This window comes from Chitinophaga caseinilytica (assembly GCF_038396765.1).
Taxonomy (GTDB): domain Bacteria; phylum Bacteroidota; class Bacteroidia; order Chitinophagales; family Chitinophagaceae; genus Chitinophaga; species Chitinophaga caseinilytica.
Map to the genome: position 1 here is coordinate 6,278,658 of NZ_CP150096.1, position 23,822 is coordinate 6,302,479.

22 protein-coding genes and 1 other RNA gene are annotated in these 23,822 nt (G+C 54.5%); 9 read left to right on the top strand and 14 right to left on the bottom strand.

Translation table 11 applies throughout. The features are described 5' to 3' along the window. Positions 1-31: 31 nt before the first annotated feature. A complete protein-coding gene (locus WJU22_RS26055; RefSeq protein WP_341841082.1) occupies positions 32-1,324 on the top strand; it encodes a DUF5103 domain-containing protein in 1,293 nt (430 codons plus the stop codon). Here WJU22_RS26055 and WJU22_RS26060 read toward each other — a convergent pair. The 6 genes from WJU22_RS26060 to WJU22_RS26085 form a co-directional block, all read right to left on the bottom strand. Further along, on the bottom strand, positions 1,321-2,670 hold the full coding sequence (locus tag WJU22_RS26060; protein ID WP_341841083.1) for an NAD(P)/FAD-dependent oxidoreductase: 1,350 nt from the start codon (positions 2,668-2,670) through the stop codon (positions 1,321-1,323). The genes WJU22_RS26055 and WJU22_RS26060 overlap by 4 nt on opposite strands. A gap of 257 nt (positions 2,671-2,927) precedes the next feature. Beyond that, entirely contained in the window at positions 2,928-3,635 is a 708-nt protein-coding gene (locus WJU22_RS26065; protein WP_341841084.1) for an MIP/aquaporin family protein, read from the bottom strand. A gap of 38 nt (positions 3,636-3,673) precedes the next feature. Next, positions 3,674-5,170, bottom strand: a complete 1,497-nt coding sequence (gene glpK / locus WJU22_RS26070; RefSeq protein ID WP_341841085.1) for a glycerol kinase GlpK — start codon at positions 5,168-5,170, stop codon at positions 3,674-3,676. Positions 5,171-5,347: 177 nt separating this feature from the next. Next, complete coding sequence (gene fsa / locus WJU22_RS26075; protein WP_126246831.1) at positions 5,348-5,998, bottom strand: fructose-6-phosphate aldolase; 651 nt, start codon at positions 5,996-5,998, stop codon at positions 5,348-5,350. Between the two features lie 105 nt (positions 5,999-6,103). Continuing rightward, an RNA gene (gene ffs / locus WJU22_RS26080) (signal recognition particle sRNA small type) lies at positions 6,104-6,203 on the bottom strand. A gap of 121 nt (positions 6,204-6,324) precedes the next feature. Beyond that, complete coding sequence (locus tag WJU22_RS26085; RefSeq protein WP_341841086.1) at positions 6,325-7,029, bottom strand: hypothetical protein; 705 nt, start codon at positions 7,027-7,029, stop codon at positions 6,325-6,327. 106 nt (positions 7,030-7,135) lie between these two features. Here WJU22_RS26085 and WJU22_RS26090 point away from each other — a divergent pair, with 106 nt between their 5' ends. Beyond that, positions 7,136-7,936: a class I SAM-dependent methyltransferase gene (locus tag WJU22_RS26090; protein ID WP_341841087.1), complete on the top strand. Its 801-nt coding sequence runs from the start codon at positions 7,136-7,138 to the stop codon at positions 7,934-7,936. On the opposite strand, the gene WJU22_RS26095 is transcribed toward WJU22_RS26090, so the two are convergent. Then, positions 7,937-8,887 carry a nitrilase family protein gene (locus tag WJU22_RS26095; protein WP_341841088.1) on the bottom strand — a complete coding sequence of 317 codons (951 nt, stop codon included), beginning with the start codon at positions 8,885-8,887 and terminating at the stop codon, positions 7,937-7,939. It lies immediately after the preceding gene. 154 nt (positions 8,888-9,041) lie between these two features. On the opposite strand from WJU22_RS26095, the gene WJU22_RS26100 reads away from it, so the two are divergent. Both WJU22_RS26100 and WJU22_RS26105 read left to right on the top strand, forming a co-directional pair. After that, the gene (locus WJU22_RS26100; RefSeq protein WP_341841089.1) at positions 9,042-9,413 is read left to right on the top strand and encodes a hypothetical protein; all 372 of its coding nucleotides are present in this window, start codon (positions 9,042-9,044) and stop codon (positions 9,411-9,413) included. Positions 9,414-9,495: 82 nt separating this feature from the next. Beyond that, positions 9,496-10,029 (top strand): TlpA disulfide reductase family protein, encoded by a 534-nt coding sequence (locus WJU22_RS26105; protein WP_341841090.1) that lies wholly within the window; start codon positions 9,496-9,498, stop codon positions 10,027-10,029. Here the strand turns inward: WJU22_RS26105 and aroE are convergent. From aroE to WJU22_RS26120, 3 genes are all read right to left on the bottom strand, one after another. Beyond that, positions 10,026-10,748, bottom strand: a complete 723-nt coding sequence (gene aroE / locus WJU22_RS26110; protein WP_341841091.1) for a shikimate dehydrogenase — start codon at positions 10,746-10,748, stop codon at positions 10,026-10,028. The genes WJU22_RS26105 and aroE overlap by 4 nt on opposite strands. A 68-nt stretch (positions 10,749-10,816) precedes the next feature. After that, a complete protein-coding gene (locus WJU22_RS26115) occupies positions 10,817-11,581 on the bottom strand; it encodes a phosphosulfolactate synthase (RefSeq protein ID WP_126246825.1) in 765 nt (254 codons plus the stop codon). Positions 11,582-11,778: 197 nt separating this feature from the next. After that, a complete protein-coding gene (locus tag WJU22_RS26120) occupies positions 11,779-13,149 on the bottom strand; it encodes a tetratricopeptide repeat protein (protein ID WP_341841092.1) in 1,371 nt (456 codons plus the stop codon). 228 nt (positions 13,150-13,377) lie between these two features. Between WJU22_RS26120 and WJU22_RS26125 the strand changes: the two genes are divergently transcribed. Further along, positions 13,378-13,770 (top strand): hypothetical protein, encoded by a 393-nt coding sequence (locus tag WJU22_RS26125; protein WP_341841093.1) that lies wholly within the window; start codon positions 13,378-13,380, stop codon positions 13,768-13,770. 550 nt (positions 13,771-14,320) lie between these two features. Here the strand turns inward: WJU22_RS26125 and WJU22_RS26130 are convergent. From WJU22_RS26130 to pafA, 3 genes are all read right to left on the bottom strand, one after another. Then, the gene (locus tag WJU22_RS26130; RefSeq protein ID WP_341841094.1) at positions 14,321-14,983 is read right to left on the bottom strand and encodes a hypothetical protein; all 663 of its coding nucleotides are present in this window, start codon (positions 14,981-14,983) and stop codon (positions 14,321-14,323) included. A 57-nt stretch (positions 14,984-15,040) separates the two neighbouring features. After that, positions 15,041-15,814, bottom strand: a complete 774-nt coding sequence (locus tag WJU22_RS26135) for an enoyl-CoA hydratase/isomerase family protein (protein ID WP_341841095.1) — start codon at positions 15,812-15,814, stop codon at positions 15,041-15,043. Positions 15,815-15,931: 117 nt separating this feature from the next. Beyond that, a complete protein-coding gene (gene pafA, locus WJU22_RS26140) occupies positions 15,932-17,608 on the bottom strand; it encodes an alkaline phosphatase PafA (protein WP_341841096.1) in 1,677 nt (558 codons plus the stop codon). Positions 17,609-17,748: 140 nt separating this feature from the next. Between pafA and WJU22_RS26145 the strand changes: the two genes are divergently transcribed. From WJU22_RS26145 to WJU22_RS26160, 4 genes are all read left to right on the top strand, one after another. Further along, positions 17,749-18,990 (top strand): pyridoxal phosphate-dependent aminotransferase family protein, encoded by a 1,242-nt coding sequence (locus WJU22_RS26145; RefSeq protein WP_341841097.1) that lies wholly within the window; start codon positions 17,749-17,751, stop codon positions 18,988-18,990. Between the two features lie 636 nt (positions 18,991-19,626). Next, positions 19,627-21,654, top strand: coding sequence for a TonB-dependent receptor (locus WJU22_RS26150; protein WP_341841098.1), 2,028 nt, complete (start codon positions 19,627-19,629; stop codon positions 21,652-21,654). An 8-nt stretch (positions 21,655-21,662) separates the two neighbouring features. Then, on the top strand, positions 21,663-21,968 hold the full coding sequence (locus WJU22_RS26155; RefSeq protein WP_341841099.1) for a hypothetical protein: 306 nt from the start codon (positions 21,663-21,665) through the stop codon (positions 21,966-21,968). Further along, entirely contained in the window at positions 21,968-23,059 is a 1,092-nt protein-coding gene (locus WJU22_RS26160) for a PepSY-associated TM helix domain-containing protein (protein ID WP_341841100.1), read from the top strand. The genes WJU22_RS26155 and WJU22_RS26160 overlap by 1 nt, the downstream gene beginning before the upstream one ends. On the opposite strand, the gene WJU22_RS26165 is transcribed toward WJU22_RS26160, so the two are convergent. Further along, entirely contained in the window at positions 23,042-23,626 is a 585-nt protein-coding gene (locus WJU22_RS26165; protein WP_341841101.1) for a hypothetical protein, read from the bottom strand. The two genes, WJU22_RS26160 and WJU22_RS26165, sit on opposite strands and share 18 nt — an antisense overlap. Between the last annotated feature and the right edge of the window lie 196 nt (positions 23,627-23,822).

Genomic DNA, 23,822 nt, shown 5'->3' on the forward strand with positions numbered 1-23,822 from the left:
ACATTTTAGAAATTCATTGTAAATTACAGCTATGAGGATAGTTGCTTTCGTTTGCTGCTCCCTGGCGGCACTATTGTTTTTCCCCGGCGCCCACGGTCAGGCGGGCAACATCACGCCCGACCATATTTACCACCAGAACATCGCTACGGTTAAACTGACGCCCCCAGGCGAAATGCTCGGCCTGCCCATCATCGCGCTCAATTCCGGCGACCAGCTGGAGCTGCAGTTCGACGATCTGCAGAACGTCATCAAATCCTACTACTACACCCTCCAGCTCTGCAATTCAGACTGGACGCCCGCCCAGGTCAACACCATCGATTACCTCCGCGGCTTCTCCGAAGTACAGATCCGGGATTACCGGTTCTCCAGCGTTGCGCTGCAGAAATACGTGCATTACAAAGCCCGCATCCCCGGTAATAACTCCACGCCTACACGGGCCGGCAATTACCTGCTGAAAGTGTACCTGGACGGAGATACCAACCGCCTGGCCTTCACCCGCCGGCTCATGGTCATCAACAACAAAGCCGGCGTGGCAGGATGGATTTCCCAGCCCACCAATCCCAAATTTTTCCGCAACTCACAGAAAATCAACGTTTCCGTCAATACGAAGGGCCTCAACCTCCAGAATCCTTTCGATCAGCTGAAAATCGTCATCCAGCAGAATTTCCGGTGGGACAACGCCATTACCGGCATCAAACCGATGTTCATCAAGGGAGACGTGATCGAGTACAATGCGGAGCAGGACTGTATTTTCCCCGCCATGAAAGAATGGAGATGGGTGGATTTAAGGAGCTTCCGCCTGCAAACCGAGCGCGTCCGCAACACGGAATACCTCCGCAACGGTACCGTCGTGAACGTGATGCCCGATGTACCGCGGGATAATACGGTATATCAGTACCTCCGCGACATCAACGGCATGTACGATCCTTCCACCATCGAGGATTACAATATCCAGTTCGAGGGCGACTACGCCCGCGTCAACTTCAATTTCCCCATGAAAGAGCCTTTCGCCGGCTACGATATGTACATTTTCGGGGAACTGACGCAATATGAACTGAACGACCGCAACAAAATGACCTGGAACGGCGAAAAAGGCGCTTACGAAGGCGCGCTTTTCCTCAAACAGGGCTACTATAACTACGTGTATGGCCTGGTAGACCGCACCCAGCGCGATGCCGCCATGAGCACCGACCTTACGGAAGGGAACTGGTGGGAGACAGAAAATGCCTACACGGTCCTCGTATACTACCGCACGCTCGGCGGCCGCCACGATGAACTGGTAGGCATGCTCCGGATGAATTCCCTCACCAACAGGCAACGTTAGGGCGTTTGCGTGATATGCGGCACCTGCGGGTCTGTCTGGTAAATCGACTGTCTTAATTTCACGATGTTAGCTGCGCCGCGCTTAATGATGATGCGCGTACCGCGGTCGTACGTGAAATAGCGGTATACCCAGTTGATCATCACCACCAGCTTGTTCCTGAAACCCAGCAGGTTGAGCAGATGCACGACCATCCACGCGATCCAGGCGATGTACCCGCTCAGCCGGATGCCGGCGAATTCCGTTACGGCGCGGTTGCGGCCGATGGTGGCCATGGAGCCGAGATCCTTGTACTTAAAGGGTTTCAGCGTATCGCCCTTCAACATTTTCGAGATGTTTTTGCCCAATTGCTTGCCCTGCTGCATCGCTACCTGCGCTACCATGGGGTAACCTTTGGGGAAGCGCTCATCGTTCACCATCATGGCGATGTCGCCGATGGCGTAAATATTTTTCGTGTCTTTGATGAGGTTCAGGTCGTTGACATGGACGCGGCCGTTCGGGAGCATCGCTGCTTCCGGCAAACCGGGTACCGACATGCCTTTCACGCCCGCGGCCCAGATGAGCGATTGTGTTTCCAGCGCATCTCCGTTGCCCAGTGTGAGGTGCAGGCCGTCGTAATCCTTCACGGCCACGTTGGTGAGCACTTTCACGCCGATGTGTTCCAGGGCGGCCTGGGTTTTACGGCTGGTTTCTTCGGACATACCCGCCAGTACGCGGGGCCCCGCTTCGATGAGGTACACGTCCATGAGGTGGATGGGCAGTTCGGGATAATCTTTCGGAAGGATGTATTTCCGCAGTTCTGCAAATGCACCAGCCAGCTCCACGCCCGTAGGCCCGGCGCCTACCATTACGAAGTTCAATTTGGGGCGGATGGCCGCGTCGTCGGAGATCAGCAACGATTCTTCGAATTGTTTGAGCACGTAATTCCGGATTTGCACGGCCTCGATGAGGGATTTCATCCCGATGGCGTGCTCTTCGATCATTTTATTGCCGAAAAAGTTGGTGTTGGAGCCGGTGGCGAGCACGAGATAGTCGTAACGGATATCGCCGATATTGGTTTCCAGGACGTTATTGGCCGCGTCCACTCCTTTCACTTCGGCCATGCGGAAATGGAAATTCTTTTGCTTTTTGAAGATGCCGCGGAGCGGGAAAGCGATGCTGTCCGGCTCCAGGCCTGCCGTTGCTACCTGGTACAGCAACGGTTGAAAAAGATGATAGTTGTTCCTGTCCAGCAGTACCACCTGAACGGCAGTTTTTTTCAGCGTTTTGGCCAGATTGATCCCGGCAAATCCGCCGCCAACGATCACCACCCTGGGAAGCTTTGAATCCGGTATGTTCGGTTGTATCATGGTATTTGCGTTTAAGATGGTACAACATCGTGGCCACAAATGCCATACCACCAAAAGTTTCTCAAAATTACAAAACTTTCAGGATAAAATGAAAGATTTGAAAATAATGAATAAATATTCCGGTGGAAGGGAGGCCTGTTGGGGATGTGCCATATAGATGAAAACAGCCATGGGGGCGGAATTGTTGGCGGAAAAAGAAAGGCGCACCCCGAAAGGGATGCGCCGTTTTTAGTTGTGTATGTTTATGAAAGATCGAACTATTTCAGTGCCAGGTACAGGGCCGTGGCGAGCAATGCGCCGATGATAGGGCCCGCAACCGGGATCCAGGCGTAGCCCCAGTCGCTGTCGCGCTTACCTTTGATGGGCAAAATGGCGTGCGCGATGCGGGGGCCGAGATCGCGCGCCGGGTTGATGGCATAACCTGTGGGCCCGCCCAGCGAAAGACCGATGGCCAGTACCAGCAATGCCACGGGCAGCGCGTCTACCGCACCGAGCCCAACATCTCCCTTCGAAATGTAAAATACCCCGAAAATGAGCACGAACGTGCCGATGATCTCGGTCACGAGGTTGGGAATGGTGCTGCGGATGGCCGGAGCGGTGCAGAAAATACCCAGTTTGGCGTCTGGGTTGTCCGTAATGTCGAAATGCTGTTTATAAGCGGCGTACACGCCGCATGCGCCGAGGAACGCACCCAGCATTTGTGCACCGATGTACATGGGCACCTGGTCCCAGGTGATGTTGCCGGCAACGGCCATGGCAATGGTTACCGCCGAATTGAGGTGCGCGCCGCTGTAGCTGCCTACGGCGAATACGCCTACGAAAACGGCCATGGCCCAGCCCATGGTGATCACGATCCAGCCGCCGTTCTGGCCTTTGCTTTTATTGAGCAGACAGTTGGCCACCACCCCGTCGCCGAGGATAATGAGGAGCGCCGTGCCGATCAGCTCTGCGAGGAAAATTGACATAGAAGGGTTTGTTTTTTGATCAGTTCTGGATTATGGAATTATTGTTCAGCCCATACTTTGGCGGCTTTCACGGCGCGCGCCCATCCTTTTGTAAGCTCCGCCCGCTCGGTTTCCGGCATATCGGGCTTGAAGCAGGCGTCTTCCTGCCATTGCTGGCGGATGGTATCGATACTATCCCAGAACCCGGTGGCGAGGCCCGCCATGTACGCAGCCCCCAGCGCCGTGGTTTCCGTTACTTTCGGGCGTACCACATCCGTTCCGAGGATATCGGCCTGGAACTGCATGAGCAGATTATTGGCCGTAGCGCCGCCGTCTACCCGCAATTCACGGATCGGCATACCGGCATCGGCTTCCATGGCCTTCAGCACGTCCATCGTCTGGTATGCGATACTGTCCAGCGCAGCCCGGGCGATGTGCGCGTCTTTGGTACCGCGGGTCATCCCCACGATCGTGCCGCGTGCATACTGGTTCCAGTGCGGAGCGCCCAGCCCGGCGAACGCGGGCACGAGGTACACACCGTCGGTATGTTCCACTTTGGCGGCCAGGGCTTCCACATCGGCGCTGTGGCGGATGATGCCCAGCCCGTCGCGGAGCCATTGCACCACGGCGCCGCCGATGAAGATGCTGCCCTCGAGGGCGTACACGGTCTTCTCCCCTATTTTCCAACCGATAGTGGTGAGGAGGTTATTGCCTGACGAGATGGCTTTTTCGCCGGTATTCAGCATCATGAAGCAACCCGTCCCATATGTATTTTTAACCATGCCCGGTTCGATGCACATCTGCCCGAAAAGCGCGGCCTGCTGGTCTCCCGCGATGCCGGCGATGGGGATGTTGAACGGCGTGAGCGTGGCTTCCGTTTGCCCGTACACTTCGCTGGACGCGCGCACTTCCGGCAGCATAGACGCGGGAATGCCCATCAGTTCCAGGAGCGACGTATCCCATTTCAGGTCGTGGATATTGAACAGCATCGTGCGCGAGGCGTTGCTCACGTCGGTGATATGCAGTTTTCCTTTGGTGAAGTTCCAAACGAGCCAGGAATCCACCGTCCCGAAGGCCAGTTCGCCGGCCTCGGCTCTCGCACGGGCGCCTTCCACATTGTCGAGGATCCATTTCACCTTGGTGCCGGAGAAATAAGCGTCCACGATGAGCCCGGTGCGGGAACGGATGTCTTCCGCCAGCCCTTTGGCGCGCAGCTCGTCGCAATACGCCGCGGTGCGGCGGTCTTGCCAAACGATGGCGTTATACAGCGGTTTGCCGGTTTTCCGGTCCCACACGATGGTGGTTTCCCGCTGGTTGGTGATGCCCATGGCGCCGATCTGGTCGCCAGTGGCGCCGGCCTTCACGATCACTTCCGCGGCAACGCCGGCCTGGGTAGACCAGATCTCGTTCGGGTCGTGCTCCACCCATCCCGGCTGGGGATAAATCTGTTTGAATTCCTTCTGTGCAACGGCTACGATATTCCCTCCGCGGTCGAAGAGGATGGCGCGGGAACTGGTGGTTCCCTGGTCCAGGGCCATGATGAATTTTGCTTCCATGCGAAAGTGTTCTGGCTATTGTTTAATATGATGAAATGTATTGCCTAACGTGGTACCTAGCTTTACGAGGTAGTAAGATACTAGGAATATTCTAAAAGTAAAAAAAATTTCAGGGGCATGAAAAAAGGCCGCTCCGGACGGGTGTCCGAAACGGCCTTTATAACAATAAATTAAAGATTACATTTTCTTGGCGTCTTCCAGGAACTTGGCCAGACCGATGTCGGTGAGGGGGTGTTTCAGGAGACCGAGGATGGAATCGAGCGGGCAGGTGCATACGTCGGCACCGTTCTCCGCACATTTTACGATGTGGAGGGCGTTGCGGATGGATGCGGCGAGCACTTCGGTCTTAAAGCCCTGGATGCTGTAAATCTGCGCGATCTGGGCGATCAGTTCGATACCGTCCCAGCTGCTGTCGTCGATACGGCCGATGAAGGGAGACACGTAAGCCGCGCCTGCTTTTGCGGCGAGGATGGCCTGACCAGCGGAGAAAACGAGCGTACAGTTGGTTCGGATACCGTTTTCGGTGAACCAGCGGATGGCTTTCACACCGTCTTTGATCATCGGCACTTTCACCACGATATTGGGATGGATGGCGGCGAGCTTCTTGCCTTCTTCAACGATGCCGGCAAAGTCGGTCGACAGTACTTCAGCGCTCACGTCGCCATCTACCATTTCACAAATGGTTTCGTAATGTTTCAGGATGGCTGCTTCGCCTTTGATACCTTCCTTGGCCATGAGGGAGGGGTTCGTGGTTACACCGTCCAGGATGCCGAGGTCGTGCGCCTCCTGGATCTGCGCCAGGTTAGCTGTATCAATAAAGAATTTCATAAAGAAAGATTTAGTATTTCAGTTTTTGCGATCTGCAAAACAACGAACTAATTTCGGAAAATAAAAGGAGAATAAAAGGTGCGGATGCTTGCCTGAGGGGAAAAAAAGTGGCAAGTTACTTATATCGCACCGCTTCAACCGCCTACCCTTGCTACATTCCTGTCCTGGGGGAGTTCAGCAGGAGCTGGTCGTATAAGACTTGCCGTTGCAAAGGTAACGGAAAGCCACATTACTTGCAAATATTTTCATCGACAATTTGCGGTCGTTCTTATCAAATCCGCTCCCCTGCTCCGTTTCAGCGCGTTATTTTTTATGCGGCACCGTTGTTATTGCCGCTTTTTCTTCTTCTTTGCGGGCTTGAAAACGTCGTCGGGATTCTGGATGATGAGCGATTCATCGTCCGGCAAAATCTTCACCGGGATGTCTGACTCTGCGCGGATGGCGGCATCGCCGCGGTATACTGCGGTAACGTGTATGTTTTGCGTGGAGGAATCGGTCAGGGGGATGAGGAGGTCTTGCCCCAGGATCTTTCCCTGGTCTGCGTTAAAGCGGATCCGTGTCGTATCCAGCGGATAGATTTTCCCGCTGTTGTAAATCCCTTCCACGTTCAGGTAAAAATGAATGCCGCGCTTCAGGCTGTCTGCGTAATGCCGGAATCGGATGCCCGTGAGATACGGGAGCTGGAGATCGGTTTCGAATTGCTTTCCCGGCCGGTCGGAAAACGTGACCTGGAGCCGGAGTTTGTAATTATCCGGCCGTGCCGCGTTGCGGGAGAATTGCAGCACGCCGTTGCGGACATCGCCGTGCGGGGTTTGCACCTGCACCTGGTTCCAGCGGATATCCCCGCCGAGAAGCCCCGCCGTCCTACGTTCCGAGCTGTCGGCATACTTCACCGTCAGCCCGATACGGGTACTGCTGTAGAGTTCCGCCACGGAGGAAGAATCATACGTCGCCCAAATCCGGGCGATTTCCTTGTGCTGCGCCAGGGAAGGTATTGCCCAAAGCAGGGCGATCATCATCATTCTGAACATGCTGAAATCAGACTAAAATCATTCCAAATGTAATGAAACCGGATCAAGCGCATTGTCACTTGAAAAAAATTATATTTTCACGGCATTTTTCAGCTATCACACCTTCATGGCACTAAAACAGCACAGCGACGCAACGCTCAGATATCAACAGCAAGTGGATAATTCCAGGAATTATGTACTGCCGTTCATCGCCCAGGAATTCCCCGATATGAAAGGGCTCCGGGTCATGGAAATCGGCTGCGGCGAAGGCGGCGTGCTCACCCCTTTCCTGGAGCAGGGAAGCTTTTGCGTGGGGGTCGACCTCTGGCCCCAGCGCATCGAGCTGGCGAAGGAGTTCCTCGGCGATTACGTGGCCAGCGGCCAGTTACAGCTGATCGCCAAAAATATCTACGACGTGGATTTCGCCGGCGAGTTCCGGCATTCGTTCGATCTCATCATTCTCAAAGACGCGATCGAGCACATTCCCGACCAGGACAAGCTCATCGCCTACCTGAAAGAGCTGCTCACGCCCAATGGCCAGGTGTACTTCGGGTTTCCGCCATGGTACATGCCGCACGGCGGGCACCAGCAAATCTGCGCCAGCAAGGTGTTGAGTTTCCTCCCCTACATACATTTGCTGCCGCGCCCGCTGTACCGCGGTTTACTGAAATCTGCCGGAGAAAGCGAAGGCACGATCACCGAACTAATGGAGCTCGTGGATACGGGCATTTCCATCGAACGGTTCGAGAAAATCGCGGGGCGCACGGGTTATGACATCACCCGCCGGAAATACTACCTCATCAATCCCATCTACAAATACAAATTCAACCTGCAACCGCGCGAGCAGTTCGGCTGGATGAAAAAGCTGCCGTTTGTCCGCAACTTCTTCACCACTTGCATGTATTACATGATCAAGCCGAAGGCCTAGTTATTTCTTATCCATCCACACCACTTTCTGCTCCGGTTGATGCGGTTGCGCGATGATGCTGCCGTACAAATCCGGGCGGCGCGCGCGGATGTAGCGGTACCCGCCGGCCTGGGTGAGCTTTTCACGCGTGAGGGTCGCCATTACGTAGTCGTTATCGAGCTTGCGGCATTCTGCGAGCACATCGCCGAAGGGGTCCACGATCATGGAACAGCCATTCTTCAGCTGGTCGTCGTCCATACCGATCGGATTGGAGAAAACGCAGTACATCGCGTTGTCGTAAGCACGCGCAGGCAACCATTTCATTAACCAAGCACGGCCTTTCATGCCATCGAATTCCAGTCGCAACGACGTGGGATCGTTTTCACGGTCGTGCCAAAGCGCAGGGTCCACGAAACCCGCGCCGGGCCGGGTAGACGGCGTGCACATGGTAACGTGCGGCATGAACAGCACCTCTGCGCCCAGGAGCCTCGTGGCGCGGACGTTCTCCACCACATTGTTGTCGTAACAGATCAGGATACCGCACTTCCAGCCATACAGATCGAACACGCAATATTCGCTGCCCGGCGTCAGGTACGGATTGATGAAAGGATGCAGCTTCCGGAACTTCGCCAGGAGCCCCGTTTTGTCTACACACACATATGCTTTGAACAAATTCCCTTCCGCATCTTTTTCGAAAAGCCCCGCCAGAACGGCCACCCCATGTTTGGCGGCGATTTCCTGCAGCCTTTTTATGCTCGGCCCATCTGGAATGAATTCCGCGATGTCCGTCAACTGTTCGCGGTCGAGATGCCGGGCGAAGGTATACCCCGTGATGGAACATTCGTGGAAGGCAACCGCTTGCGCACCTTCACGGGCGGCCTTTCCGGCGATTTCGTCGATCATGTTGAGATTATATAGCTTGTCGCCGCTGCGGTTCTCGAATTGTACAGTGGCGATCCTGAGCTTTTCCATGGTTTTCGTTTGAGGGGTGAACTTCGAAATTAGTGGTTTTCTATCAGCGGCATCTATCCCCCGCCGAATATTTTAACTTTTCATCAACACGCCGCATCGGCCGTCAACGCGTACCTTTATCGCTCCAGTCATCAAACCCGAAAACTGCTCCAGCATGCAACAACAAATGATATTGGTAGCCGGCCCTTACCGCAGCGGCACCAACGACGATCCGGCGCTCATCGAAGCCAATGTGAAACAAATGACGAAAGCCTCGCTGGCCGTGTACCGCCGCGGCCACATCCCCATGATGGGCGAATGGGTGGCGTTGCCACTGATCGAAGAAGCAGGCTCCCGCGAAATGGGCGATGCTATTTTCAACGAGATCTTCCACCCTATCGCCGCGAACCTCATCAATTTTTGTGACGCGGTAGTGCGCATCGGAGGCGCTTCCGCCGGGGCAGACTACATGCTCCAGGTAGCGAAGGAAAAAGGAAAATCCGTGTATTTGAGCCTGGACGAAATCCCCGCGTTCAAAAGCCTCTGAACATCAGCAAGTCAACATGCAACAGCGACCGATATTTAAAAACTTATTACAACTCCTTCGGAAACACGGGTTTACCATATTGATGGGCATTGCCGTAGTGGTGCTGTTCGTAAGCCCCGACGCCAAATCCTGGACGCTGCGGCAACTCATGCGCACCGGCTTTTTCAATGCCAGCATGGAAAAGGAAGCACCGGCCGCTCCGGCCGTTGATTTCGCGTTCGAAGACGGGAAAGGGAATTTGCAACACACTTCTTCGTTGAGAGGGAAAGTCGTTTTCATCAACTTCTGGGCGTCGTGGTGCCCGCCTTGCAGGGCGGAATTCCCCTCGATCGAGTCGCTGTATGGCCAATTCAAAAACGATCCCGGGATTTTCTTTCTGACGATCAACGAAGACGACAACGCTTCCGCCGCGTTCAATTACCTGCAAAAAGAGCAATTCACGGTACCTTTCTACAAAGCCAGCGGCCGGGTGCCCGCTGAAGTCTACAGCGGAACGCTGCCCACCACGGTGGTGCTGGACAAACAGGGCCGCATCCGCTTTCACCATACGGGTTTTGCGAATTATGGTTCGGAAAAGTTCGTGCAGCAGGTGGAAGCACTGATCAGGGAAAACTAATCATTCCATATCTCCCAGGACGCTTCTGCCTGGAGGATCAGCATTTCATGTCCGTTCTTGGCGGCGGCACCGCGTTCCAGGCCTTTTTTCATGAAAAGCGTTTCGGCGGGGTTGTAGACCAGGTCGTAGAATAAATGCTCCGGTCCCGCGAACGCGTACGGCAGCGGCGGAGCCGCGTCCACATTGGGATACATGCCCAGGGGCGTAGTGTTCACGATCAGTTTGTGCGACCGCATCATATCTTCCGTCACCGCTTCATACGTGACGGGCCCGCTGCGGCTCACTTCGGTGTATGGGATGTTCAGCGAAGTCAAAGCATATTTAACCGCCTGTGCCGCACCGCCGGTACCGAGTACCAATGCCTGTGTATGATGGGCCGTCAGCAAGGGTTGCAGCGACCTGCCAAACCCCAGCACGTCGGTGTTATGGCCGATGAGGCGTTTCCCGTTCCTACGGATGCAGTTGACGGCGCCGATAGCTTTGGCCGCATCGGTCAGTTCGTCGAGAAAGGGCATGACGGCCTGTTTGTACGGAATGGTGACGTTGAGGCCTTCGAGTGCGGGGTTATTTTCCCAGAGGGATGGAAATGCGGAAATATCGGGAATGGGAAAGTTTTCGTAGGCGCAGCCGGGGATGTTTTCGCGGGAGAATTTGTCCGTGAAGAATCCTTTGGAGAAGGAATGGCTGAGCGGGAAGCCGATGAGGCCGAATAATCGCACGTTGGAGGGTTTACGGTCATTGAAAAAGGCCAGGGCACCGGGCCCTGGCCTTTCGTTCGGTATGAAAACTATTCTTTGTCGAGGAAAAGGTGGAAAGTATCTCCACGAAGCCCGACGCGCATGGCTTCCAGGGGAATTACCTCGTTGGGCGCCAGGTTGCCGAGATTGGCGTTGCAGCCCACGAGCTCCAGGAAGTACAGCTGCTGGTCTTTCTGCGGCGCTTCCCAGATGATTTTTTCAGCGGGGATCTGGGTGAGGATTTCCTGTACCAGCCCTTCACGAACCTCGCCGCTGCCGCGGTAAATGCCTACGTTGCCACCTTCGCGCGCTTCCGCGATCACGTAGCTGGAACCGGCTTCCAGTTCGGCGCGCATCAGTTCGATCCACTTGTAGGGAGGAATGATATGCTCGGCGTCTTTACTGCCCACTTCGCTCAAAACAAGACCGTGCTTGGTCAGTTTTTCGATATACCCACATTTTTCTGCGTGCGGGATGGTGATCGAACCGTCAGACACTTCCATGTAGCTGATCCCGTAATCCTTGATCACACGAACGTATTCGTCGAACTGGTTACGGATGAGGAAAGCCTCGAACAGGGTGCCGCCGAAATAAACGGGTATGTTGGCGGCCTGGTACATTTCAATCTTGGTGCGCAGGTTGGGCGTGACGAAGGAAGTGCCAAAGCCGAGTTTCACGATATCCACATGCGGGCCCGCGGCGGACAGGAAATTCTTTGCCTCTTCTACGCTCAGGCCTTTGTCCATCACCATGGTAAGGCCATGGCTGCGCGGCTTGCTGGTTCTCTCCGGAATTTGCGTCAGATTAAAATTCATTTTTCACGGTTTATATTCTTCTGAAAGGTCATCACCACTCTTCTAAGTATCGGACAATGTGTTGTTTACAATCCTCCGTACAGAGCGATGCCTGCTCTAAAATGGATTGGTCAGTTGGCTTTTAAAGTCGTAACAAAATAAAAAACCGCGGCAAAAATAAGAAGTAATACCGATAGGTGGGGAAAAAATGACGACGATCAGCGTTTCCGCCTGTACCTGGCGATCAATTCCACGATAACGGGATGTTGCAGGATGGATGGGTCCAGTTCCAGGAACCGCTTCACCTGCCGCGGGAAGAGCTGCAGGGCGGTTTCCAGGTGGAGGAGCCCGTCTTTGGTGCGCCCCATGGCAATAAGGATGGCGGCCTTGTAATAGGCGAACACGGGCTTGCGGCCCACTTTCGCTTCGGCATCGTCCAGCTGGCGCATGGCTTCGTCCAGATGGCCGCCGAGGAACAGGCCGCGGATCAGCTCTTTCCAGGCAGAAGTGCTGGAGGGCCTCAGGCGCACTGCGTTCAGGAAATGGACGAGGGCTTCCTTGTCCATCCCGATCTCGAGGTAACACTGGCCGAGGGTAATATTGTATTCGGCGCTTTGCTTGTTGATCCGGAGGGCCGACTGGATGGCGCGCACGGCGTGTTCCCAGTTTTCCTCCGTCATGTAGCATTTGGCGATCTTGAAATACAGCTTATCGTCGCTCGGGCTCAAATGGACGGCCTTGCGATAGTAATAGCGCGCCTGGGTGTATTTGCGCATTTTTTCGTAGCAATGGCCGATGGCTTCGTAGATAACGTCTTCCGGTTTGGCGATCTCCAGGTGTTTCTGGAGCACCTCGATGGCGTCGTTGTACTTACGGAGACGGATATATGCGTCGCCCATGTTCCGGTAGGCGTAATCGAACTTTTCGTCGATCACGACGGCGTACTGGTAGGCGTCGATGGATTTTTCGTACAGTTTGAGCCCCTGGTAGGCGGTGCCGAGGTTGAACCAGGCGAGCTGGTTGTAAGGGTGCTCGTTGATGATGTTGGTATGGAGGCGGATGCTTTCCTCGTTACGGCCCGTAAACTCTGTCCAGAAGCAGATTTTGTGGAGTGCTTCCTCGTTGTTGGGATCGTATTCGAGGAGCATTTTCAGGCAATCGAACACTTTTTCGAATTCTTCCCAATCGTCGTACACGTCTGCCAGTTCGAGGAGGAGATCGGTGCGGTCTTCGCCTTCGAAGTGCTGTATCTGTTCTTCCAGCAGGGCAGCGGCTTTCTCGTGCTGGTTCATGGCGAGATAGACGTCTGTCTTGAGGATGTACAGGTTGATATCGTTGGAATCGAGGAGTGCGGCTTTTTCGAGGAGATCGAGGGCTTCCCGGTATTTCTTGGTCTCGATCAGCAGTGCGGATTTTTTCAGGAGCAGTGCGGAAGAAAAGGGGAACTGCTCGATGGCGAACTCTACGGCCTGGAGGGCGTTGTTCAGTTCGTCGTGCTCATCATAGTAGTCAATGATCTGTTCAAAGGAATCTTCGTCCAGAAAGGCGTGGGATCGCCCTTCCTTAAGATTTTCAAATTGCTGAAGCAAGTCCCTCAAATCTTCAAAATCCTCGTTAAACTCGTTAAATGATGGGAAATCGTGATTCATTAATGTAAATATATGGGATTTTAACACCGCCACCAAACCAGTTGGTGTGTACCGTTCGTGTATTTTTTAACATTTTTTTAAGATAAGTGCTTATCTTGCATTAGGATTATCTTATGATAGATAAATAATTCGTATATTTGCAATACCATGACAACGATCAAAATCATAATGCGCACAGTTTCAATGTCTTGCCTTTTGGTGAGCGCGTTGTTCCTTGTTGGCATCCGGGTGCACGCCCATGATCTTGGCGTAGCAGAACCGGAATACTTCGACAACAACGACAAAACGAAGAAAACCGAAGGGGAAGGCACGTATCGCTTTACGGCGATGCCCAAAACCAGCCTCAGCCTGGACGCCAGCTCCCGCGCGAGCGGCTTTTTGAAACAAACTTTCAACCTGAGCTCTGACAATGCCGTGAATGTGAAGTCTACCATGACGATCAGGAAAGGCAACGTTACCTATATCCTCCCTTACGCTGGCAAGGTAGCACCACAGGTTACCCCGGTACCTGATATGCAGTACCATCATCTGCAGGTGAAACTTCCGTTCAGAAAAGGGTAAGGTTCCTTTTGAAAAGAGATTTTATGGAAAGGCTGCCGCAAGGCGGCCTTTTTCATGTTAGGGAAGTCCGGCTGCGGGAGAATGTCCGTCGCTATGGAAAGGCTGCCGCAAGGCGGCTCATTTCGTGCTTTGGGAGTTCCGGCAGCTGGCTGACCTTCCGGCGCCATGGAAAGGCTGCCGTTTGGCGGCTTTTTTCATGCCCGGGGAGCTTGGCCGCCGGATGACTGTCCGGTGCTAAAACCTGGCCCTGCTATAGGTTTACACTGTATGTTAGAAAACTCCAATACCCATTTCATTACATTGGAAGCCTCAGGTTAAAATTGGCGTGCAACCAACAGATAGTCTTCATTGTCGGCCCGGCAGTAGGCGACTATTTCTCGCTTAAAAGCCTGACCATGGCAGCTGGCGACAGCCGCTTTTCTTTGACGGATGCGATGGTTTACAGTTTTGGATGTAAACCTATCTTAGGATGTGGCCCGCCGCAACCTGCCGTCTCCCGGCATAAAAAAACCGCGGAACGGTCCGCGGTTTCGATAAGTTGATGTTTCCATTATCCCCTGATCCGTTTCAGCTCGTCGGCCGTGATCTCGCGGTAGCCGCGGGGCACGTCGAACGTGGAGGCCGGAACGGGACTGAGGTCTACCCGCGTGGCGATTGCGCGCATTTTAGCGCCCGTTTTCGTCACGATCTCGTATTCCAGCGGTATACCCTTCAGGTTCTGGAAACGGCGGTTGTAATAGGGGTTCTCGGGGATGATGTCTGTTGTGTAATACACTTCGAAAGTGGCCCCGTCGGGCATCGTCCCGATCGCCTTCCGGCATTTGTAGCCGGCGATCTCGCGGGTTTCAGCCTGGTCGGCGAAGGTAATGGCCGAGAATTTCTTCACATCCGCTTCGTAAGTCTTTTTATCGGTACGGATGAGGTACTTGTCGCCGTGGTTGTCCATCAGCGTAATAACGTCTTCCTTCTCGGAATTGATGAGGTAGATGTAGTTCACCACGTTGAAGTTCATGTCTACCCGGCTGAGGTTGCCGCGGATATATTGTGTCATGGAACTTCCGGCGAACATGGCCTCCATCTGCAATTGTTCGGGCGGCATTTCCACCTTATAGGCGATCCTGGCGTCCGAAATGGTCCGCTGCGCCGAAGCCGGCAACGATGCGGCCAGGATCATGGCCAACACCAGCAGGCGGAGAGGTGACATTTTTCGCATATGAGTTGATTGTTAAGGATGGTAAATGAAAAATCTATGCCAAACGGCTGTTTTCCCTTACCATTCGGGTTTCTTTTTGTCCAGGAAAGCGGCGATCCCCTTCTGGCAATCGGGATGGCGCCGGGTTTCGGCATTGGTACGGGCAGCTGCTTCGAGCCCGTCTTCGAGCGATGTATCGAATACGTTGGCAATCAATTGTTTGGTGACCATCAGGGAATTTGCCGAAGCCTCCGTGCAGAGGCGCTCCGCCATTTCCCGCACATGCCCGGCGATCCGGTCTGCCGGCACCACGGCCGTAATGAGCCCAAATCTTTCCGCCGTTTCCGCCGGCACGAGGGCACCTGTCAGCATGAGCTCCCGGGCCCTGCCCTCCCCGATCTTGCGGACGAGGAAAACGCTTACCAGCGCCGGCACGAACCCGATCTTCACTTCCGTATACCCAAACCGGGCTTCCGGAACGGCATAGCTGAGATCGGCCACCGTAGCGAGCCCGCAGCCTCCCGCCAGGGCATCCCCTTCTATCTGCGCGATCACGGGTTTCTTAAGTTCGTAAATTTCACGGAATAACTGCATCAGTTCCCGCGAATCGGCATAGTTTTCCTCGAAATCGAACTGCTGGAGCTGCCGGAGATAATCCAGGTCGGCCCCGGCGCAGAACGCTTTTCCGTTGGCGGCCAGCACCACCACTTTTACCTGTCCGTCTGCCTCCGCCTGCGCAAAAGCCTTGCGCAGCGCATGCACCACCTCCCCGTTCAGCGCGTTGCGCTTCTCCGGCCGGTTGAGCGTGATGGTGGCGATCCGGTCCGCCACCGCATAGGTAATACCTGACATGCGCCAAATGTACAGGAATTATTTTTAACGTTTTATACCCATGTATAACTAGATGAAAAACAAAGCGCCCCAACTGTTTTACAGCCGGGGCGCCCTGATTTTGCATTATCTTTTTCCTTAGTGGGAAACCTCTGTGATCGGGTGCCCGACGTTACCGCTCGGCATCTGGATCCGGAGCATGGCAGCCACGGTAGGCGCGATGTCGGTCATATGCGTGGTACGGTTGGTTTTGCCCGGTTTCACGCCCCAGCCCATCCATACGAGGGGAATGTGCGCGTCGTAAGGGTTCCACTGGCCGTGGGTGGTGCCGGTCTTGCCGCCGTCGAACCAACCCGGTTGCAGCATCACCATGATATCGCCGGAGCGCAGCACGTTGTAACCGTTGGTCAGCATCCCGTGTTGCGGATCGGGCAGCGCGGTGGAGCCCAGTGCGTGATGGTCCACGATGTTGGACACACCGGGGTATTTCAGTCCTTCGCGGAGGATGAACGCCTTTACATCCGCCAGTTTCCCGGCTTTGATGAGGCCTTCGTTATCCAGCCAGAACTGGTAGTTATAGGAGGAAATGATGGCTTTTTTGAACCCGAATTCCTGTTCGATCGCGGCATTCATCGCTTTTACCATGGCACCATCGTCCCACAGGCCGGCGTGCATCCTGTTCTCCTGCATGAAGCCGGGAACGTGCGCCACACCGTGATCTGCCGTGATGAAGAACAGCCACTGGCCTTTGCCGACTTTCTGGTCGAGGTACTTGAAGAAAGCGCCGAGGTCTTTATCGAGGCGGAGGTAGGCATCTTCCGTTTCTACCGAGTTGGGGCCGTGCTGGTGGCCGATGTAGTCGGTAGACGAAAGGCTTACGGCGAGGAAGTCGGTGAGGGGGCCTTTTCCAAGCTCATGGCCTTCGAGCGCGGCTTTGGCGAACTCGAGGGTGTAGGTGTTCCCCAAGGGAGAAGAGGCGAGGATACCGAAAGCGTTGCCTGCGGTGCCGGCCAGTTCGTGCGGGAAGCTGGTGTTATCCTGGCCTTTGAACTTGCCTTCGTAGGGCTTTTCATCGGCGGTAGACTGCACGTAGGTATCTACAGGATACAGTGTGGTCCAGGGTTTGGAGATATATTCACGGGGAAGCTGGCGGCGGTTGAAGGCGTTGGCCCAGGCCGGCAGTTCGTTCATGTAGAAATTGGAAGTGATCATGTTGCCGGTCACCCCGTCGAACCAGTACGCCGCGTTGGCGGTGTGGCCTGCGGGGAGGATGGCGCCGCGGTCTTTGATGGCCACGCCAACGGTTTTGCTGCGGAAGTTGGTAGCGATGCGCAGTTCGTCGGTGATGGTGGTGGTCAGCATGTTTTTGGGGCTCATGCGGCCGGCGGCGTCGCTGCCGCCAACGGAGGTGGCGTCGGAGTCTTCTGTGCAGTACATAGACCGGCCGGTGTTGCGATCGTACCAGTTATTGCCGATGATGCCATGGATGGCGGGAACGGAGCCGGTGTAGGCGCAGGTGTGGCCGCAGGCGGTGATGGTCGGAGTATAAGGGATCAGCGTGTTTTCGCAGGAAAAGCCTTCGCTGATGAGGCGTTTAAAACCGTCATTGGTATAGCGGTCATAATAACGGTAGAGGAAATCCCATCTCATTTGATCCACTACCATGCCCACCACTAATTTGGGTCGGGCCACATGATTTTCTGCTTTTTTCCCGTAATTGGGCGGAAAGCCCTTGGTCGGCGAGGTGGCTTTTTGTCCAAAAGCAACCGGGGCCGCCATTAACAGGAATACGGCTAACATTTTAATACGGCTCATATTACGCTTTGAATTAGTTCCTTTTTACGAATGGGTCCGTTCTGACGTGGAAAAAATAGGGTGTAAAAGTAACCTAAGTTTACAAAAAAATATATTTTAATACCTTTGTGGTCAAATTTTAATTTCATTTTAATCATCACATGGACATATTCGAGAAACTGCTGAAGCATATGGGTCCGATCGGGGAGCACTCCGAGCGCGCCCATGGATACTTTGCTTTCCCTAAGCTGGAAGGCGAGATCGGCCCCCGCATGCAATTCCGGGGCAATGAAAAGATCGTATGGAGCCTTAACAACTACCTGGGCCTGGCCAACCACCCCGAGGTAAGGGCTACGGATGCCAAAGCGGCGGCGGATTACGGTCTCGCCACGCCTATGGGCGCCCGTATGATGAGCGGTAACACCAATTACCACGAGCAGCTCGAAAAAGAACTGAGCGATTACATGGGCAAGGAAGACACTACGCTCCTCAACTACGGCTACCAGGGCATCATGAGCGCCATCGACGCCATCTGCAACCGCAGGGACGTGATCGTGTACGACGCGGAATGCCATGCTTCCATCATCGACGGCCTGCGCCTCCACCAGGGCCACCGCTACGTGTTCAAGCATAACGATATCGAAGACCTGGAGAAACAACTCCGCCGTGCCACCGAATATATCAAAACCAGCGGCGGCGGCATCCTCGTTGTAACCGAAGGCGTATTCGGCATGGCGGGCGACCAGGGCAAACTGAAAGAAATCGCAGCACTGAAAGATAATTTCGAATTCCGCCTGTTGGTAGACGACGCCCACGGCTTCGGCACCATGGGCAAAACCGGCGCGGGCACCGGCGAAGAGCAGGGCGTTCAGGACAAGATCGACCTGCTGTTCAACACCTTCGCGAAAAGTGGCGCATCCATCGGGGCGTTCATGAGCGGCGACAAAGCCATCATCAACTACCTGCGCTACAACATGCGCTCGCAGATCTTCGCCAAATCCATCCCCCTGCCGCTCGTGATCGGGCATCTGAAACGCGTGCAGCTCATGCGTGCGCACCCCGAAATGAAAGCCAAGCTCTGGAGCAACGTGAACAAGCTGCAGAAAGGCCTGCGCGACAGGGGTTTCAACATCGGCAGCACCAACTCCCCCGTTACGCCGATCTACCTCGAGGGCGATATCCCCGAAGCAACGGCTATGTGCCTGGACCTTCGCGAGAATTACAACATCTTCTGCTCCATCGTGGTGTATCCCGTTATCCCGAAAGGGCAGATCATCTACCGCCTCATCCCCACCGCGGCGCATAACGATGAAGACATCGAGCTGACGCTCAAAGCCTTCACCGAAACCAAAGCCAAGCTGGACGCGAAAGCTTACGCCGTAGCGGAAATCCCGGTAGTATAATAAAATATTCGAGACACTTCGAAGGCTGAGAGGCGTTCCCGCAGGGAGCGCCTCTCTTTTTTTGCGCGGCTTTACATAAAAAGCTGAAGGGAGTGACACAACGGCGGACGGGCCTTGCACAGCTGCCGGCTCAACAATAATTGATTAACAATTCGGGAAAAGTCCGGGCAAAAAAGGGGGCTGATGGTTAGTCAGCCCCAAGCAAACAAATCGTTCTTTCACTAGGTGTAATACATGATCTTAAGAATCGATCGTTCAGTAGGACATGGTAATAAAAACTTCAAATAAGTTTACGGGCTGTCATAGAACAGGGACGGCACGCGCCCTATCTAAAATGAATATGATAAGTCAGTTTGTTCAAAGAGTTGAAAACCTTGTGTTTGCATGCACTTTTGCATGGGTATTCCGAACATTCACAAGCTTACCAAAAATAGCATTCCTGCCGGTATGCAGCCATAACACGAACGTTGTATTTCGTTAAGGAGCTGTTAAAATGACAATTGCTACTTGATTGTCGTTCAAAGCCTTGCTGCTGCTGTATTTCCGCATATGATCGATATTTTTCCCGATTGCGTAAACAGCGGGGGAACGGATGAAAGTACTTTTGCGGAGCTTTTTTCCGTAACCAATATCTGCATGAGATCTGTAATCATCACTGTTTTGCTGACGGCCGGCGCTTCGGGCGCCTTTGCGCAGCAAGGTGTCATCAAAGGCACGGTCCGCAACGAGCAGGGCCAGCCCGTTCCATTCGTCAACATCAGCATCCCGCAACTTAAAAAAGGCACCGTAGCCAATGCCAACGGGGCTTTCATACTTTCTGCGCCCCAGGGCGGACATACCATCCGCATTTCCGGCGTAGGCCAGAAAAGCCTGGAACAGGTAGCACAATTTTCGAAAGATACGACCATCACCGATGTTACGCTGCAAGCCAGCGGCGATCTGAATGAAGTGGTAGTGTCTGCCAGCCGCAGAAAAGAAACGCTCGACGAAGTGCCTTCCTCCATCACCATCGTGGGCCCGAAAGAACTGGAGACCCAGAAAGGCATCAGCAACAATATCATGGACATCCTCGCCGCCACCGTTCCCGGCCTCGGGTTCAGCGGCAACCAGACCGGCAATACCGGACAAACGCTGCGTGGCCGTAACCTCCTCGTGATGGTGGACGGCATCCCGCAATCCACGCCCCTGCGCGCCGGCGGCCGCGACATGCGTACCATCGACCCCTCGGCCATCGAGCGGGTGGAAGTCATCAAAGGCGCAACATCGATTTACGGTAACGGATCAGACGGCGGGCTGATCAACTACATCACCAAAAAAGGCGAGCCCGGCAAGCCCCTCAGCGGCAAAACCACCGTGGGCGTTACAACCCAGCTGAAAGACGCGCAACATACCGGCGGCCTTCAGCTCGGCCAGCTCCTTTCCGGCGCCGTGGGCAAATTCGATTTCGTCGTTTCCGGACATTACGAACAGACCGGCGTGTACAAAGACGCGAAAGGCGGCATCATCTCACCGGAATATGGACTGGGCGAAACCCAGCTCTGGAACGGCTTTGCGAAGATCGGGTACACCATAAACCCCAAAAACCGCGTGGAAGTGATGTACAACTTTTTCGGCAGCCAGCAGAAAAGCGATTACATCCTCAAAACCGGGCGTTACCTCGACACACCGTCTATCGGCGTTCCCGGCGTACGCCCCGGATCGCCCGAAGGCACGCCCTACAACCACAACGCCAGCGTTCATTGGAGCAGCCAGGGCATCGTGGGCGGAACGGACCTCGACGTAAACCTTTACATGCAGCGCTTCCGGACGATCTACAGCTTCGTGGATTCCTGGAAAGGCGGCGGGCAATCGCAGATCAACAGTAAGAAAAGCGGCCTGCGCATCAACCTCAGCAGCCCTGTTCATGCAGGAAAGAACGTAGACATCCAGGCGGTGTACGGGCTGGATTTCATGAACGATATCACGAACCAGGACCTGGTAGACGGCCGCGTTTGGGTACCTGAAATGGACATGCGCAACTACGCGCCCTACGCACAACTGAAAACCACCTTCTTCCGCCACTGGGTACTGAAAGCCGGCGCGCGTTTCGAGAACATCAACATCGACGTTCCCGATTTCACGACCATCATCAGCAAGAATAACAACACCGGCGAATACAATGTGGGCGGCGTGGCCGTGAAAGGCGGGACGCTCAACTACAACGCCCTGGTATACAATGCAGGGCTGCGTTACAACGAATGGACGTTCTTCAAGCCCTTCGTGAGCTATTCCCAAAGCTTTTCCATCGCCGACCTGGGCCGTACGCTGCGCTCCGCGAAGGAAAACACGGTGTCTTTGGTGAAAACCAAAGCCGTGATCGCGCATAACTACGAAGTGGGCGCCAGCAGCACCCTCGGCCCCGTGAGCCTCGAAGCCAGCTACTACATCAGTAAGTCGGCTCTCGGTTCCGCCTACACGGAGATCGACGGCCGGTTCGAGATCGAGCGCAATCCCGAAAAAGTATACGGTTTCGAATTCGCGGCAGACGCCCGCATCCTGAAAAACCTCTCCGCCGGCGGCTCCTACTCCTTCGTGGAAGGCAAGATCGACAAAGACGGCAACGGTAATTACAAAGATGAAAAAGACGCCTGGATCGGCGGCGACCGCATCTCCCCCAAAAAGTGACGGCTTACGTGAAATATAGTCCCGTTGAAAGCTGGAGCCTCCGCCTCCAGATGCTCCAGGCCCTGAAACGCGACCGTTTCAAACCCGGCGCCAACGGCAAATACGCCTACGCACAGGGGCCGGTGAACAGCTTCGCGATCTTCAGCCTGTATTCCAACCTGAAGCTCGACAACCACAGCGGACTTTCCCTCGGGGTCGACAACCTGTTCAACAAAGATTACTATACCGTAACTTCGCAGTGGAACGCCCGCAACGAGAATTATATCAAAGGCAACGGTGTGCGGCTTAACTTACAGTACACGTACGACTTTTAATGAAATTATCGCAACAGATATTCAAGTGGCACCGGGTCACAGGTTTAATAGCAGGGGGCTTCCTCCTGCTATTGAGTTTTACGGGCAGTTTGCTCGTGTTCAGCGACGAGATCGATCATGCGCTGAACAAGCGGTATTTTCAGGTGGGGCCGCAGGGCGAGCGGCAATCGCTCAACACGTTGTATGAGGCCGGTTCCAAAGCCCTTCCCGGCAACCCTTACCTTACTTTCCAGCGCATGCCGCAGGCGCCGGAAGAAGCCCTCGTGATGCGTGCGGAATACAGCGCGGAGAACAAGGTGTACGTGTACGTGAACCCCTACACCGCCGAAATCCTGCATACGCGCGGCAATAAAGACTTTTTCACGGGTTTTCTCCTCTACCTACACTTCACGCTGATGAGCGGGCGCAACGGGTCGATCATTATCCTTTTCATGGCGGCGGTGATGCTGGTGGCCATTGCCACGGGGCTGTACGTGTACCGGAAGCATTTATGGAAAGTGCTTACTTTCCGCGATAAGATCGAATGGAAATTCCGCCGCCGGCGATGGAGGAACCTGCATCGCATCGTGGGCGTATGGTCGCTGGTGTTCAACCTGCTGATCGTCATCACCGGTATCCTTATCCAATGGAAGGTGGTGGGTGCGAGAGTCGGCAAGAAAGCCCCGTCTGTAGCGGTTTCCACCTCCATCGACTTCGAATCGCTGACCGCGAAAGCCCATTCCGCCATCCCCAATTATACCATCATGGCCATCCGGCCGCCACGAACGGAAAGCGGGCCCGTCCTTTTTCTCGGGAACGCGGGCGAGCCGCTGGTTTTCGGAGAATACGGCACCACCGTTTCTCTTTCTTCGGACAGCGGGAAAGTGTTGAAGAAAACCATTTTCAGCGACGCACCCTTATCCGTAAAATGGGACGCCGCCGTGAAGCCGCTTCATTTCGGCAACTACGGCGGCATTCCGCTGAAAATTCTCTATAGCATACTGGGATTAACGCCTGGGGCGCTTGCGTTGTCCGGCATCCTTATCTGGTACCGCCGGAAATGGATGACAGGCCGGGGCCGAAAGTCCAAACGTTTACAATCCGCCACTTAGCGCCAGTTCTACGGCAACGGGGTCCTGGGTATTTACCCCGGATGCTTTCATTTTGTCTGTCATTACGCCTGAAGCTACCACGTACCGGAAGTTATAAAACGGCATGAGCGTGGTTTCCAGTCCATCGGGCACCAGTTTCCCGGTGGTATTGGCGGTCCAGTAATAATGAATGGTGAGTGTTCCCTGCCGGTATTCATATGCGAAATTATGCACCACGTCTGACGGCGATGCGGCCTGGAAAGACAGTGGCAGCGGCATCCAGTTGTGGACGCCTTTCGGGATCATGTAGACGAGCACCAAACCGTTGTCTATCACGTCTTTCGTGATTTCGGGGGCCTCCACGGTGATGTACTTGCTGAAATGCAGTTTCACCTGGTTGTTGCCGTAATCGAGGGCGTAATGGCCGGGGTATTTCCAGGTAGACGCCATGGTGGTGAATTTTTTTGCCGTGATGTTGGCATTTCCGTTTTCTCCGTCTTTTCCCGCAGGCCCGGCGGGGCCTTCCTTTCTGCAGGCGCATAAGGTGAAAAGGACGGTCGTCAAAAGCATTACAAAAATGTTTTTCATAACTGTTGAAGGTTGATGGGGTGATTTTTCAGGGCGCAAGTTAAAACCCGGAATGCAGGCTGTGGAAGGGAATTAACGGATGGGGGGATTGGGTTTATGGAAGTGCTTTTTGGTTGATTCCGGGTGTTCTCTCTTGATATATTAAAACAAGGGCGACCAGTCAAAACGGAAAAGGGCTGGTCTTCCGACCAGCCCT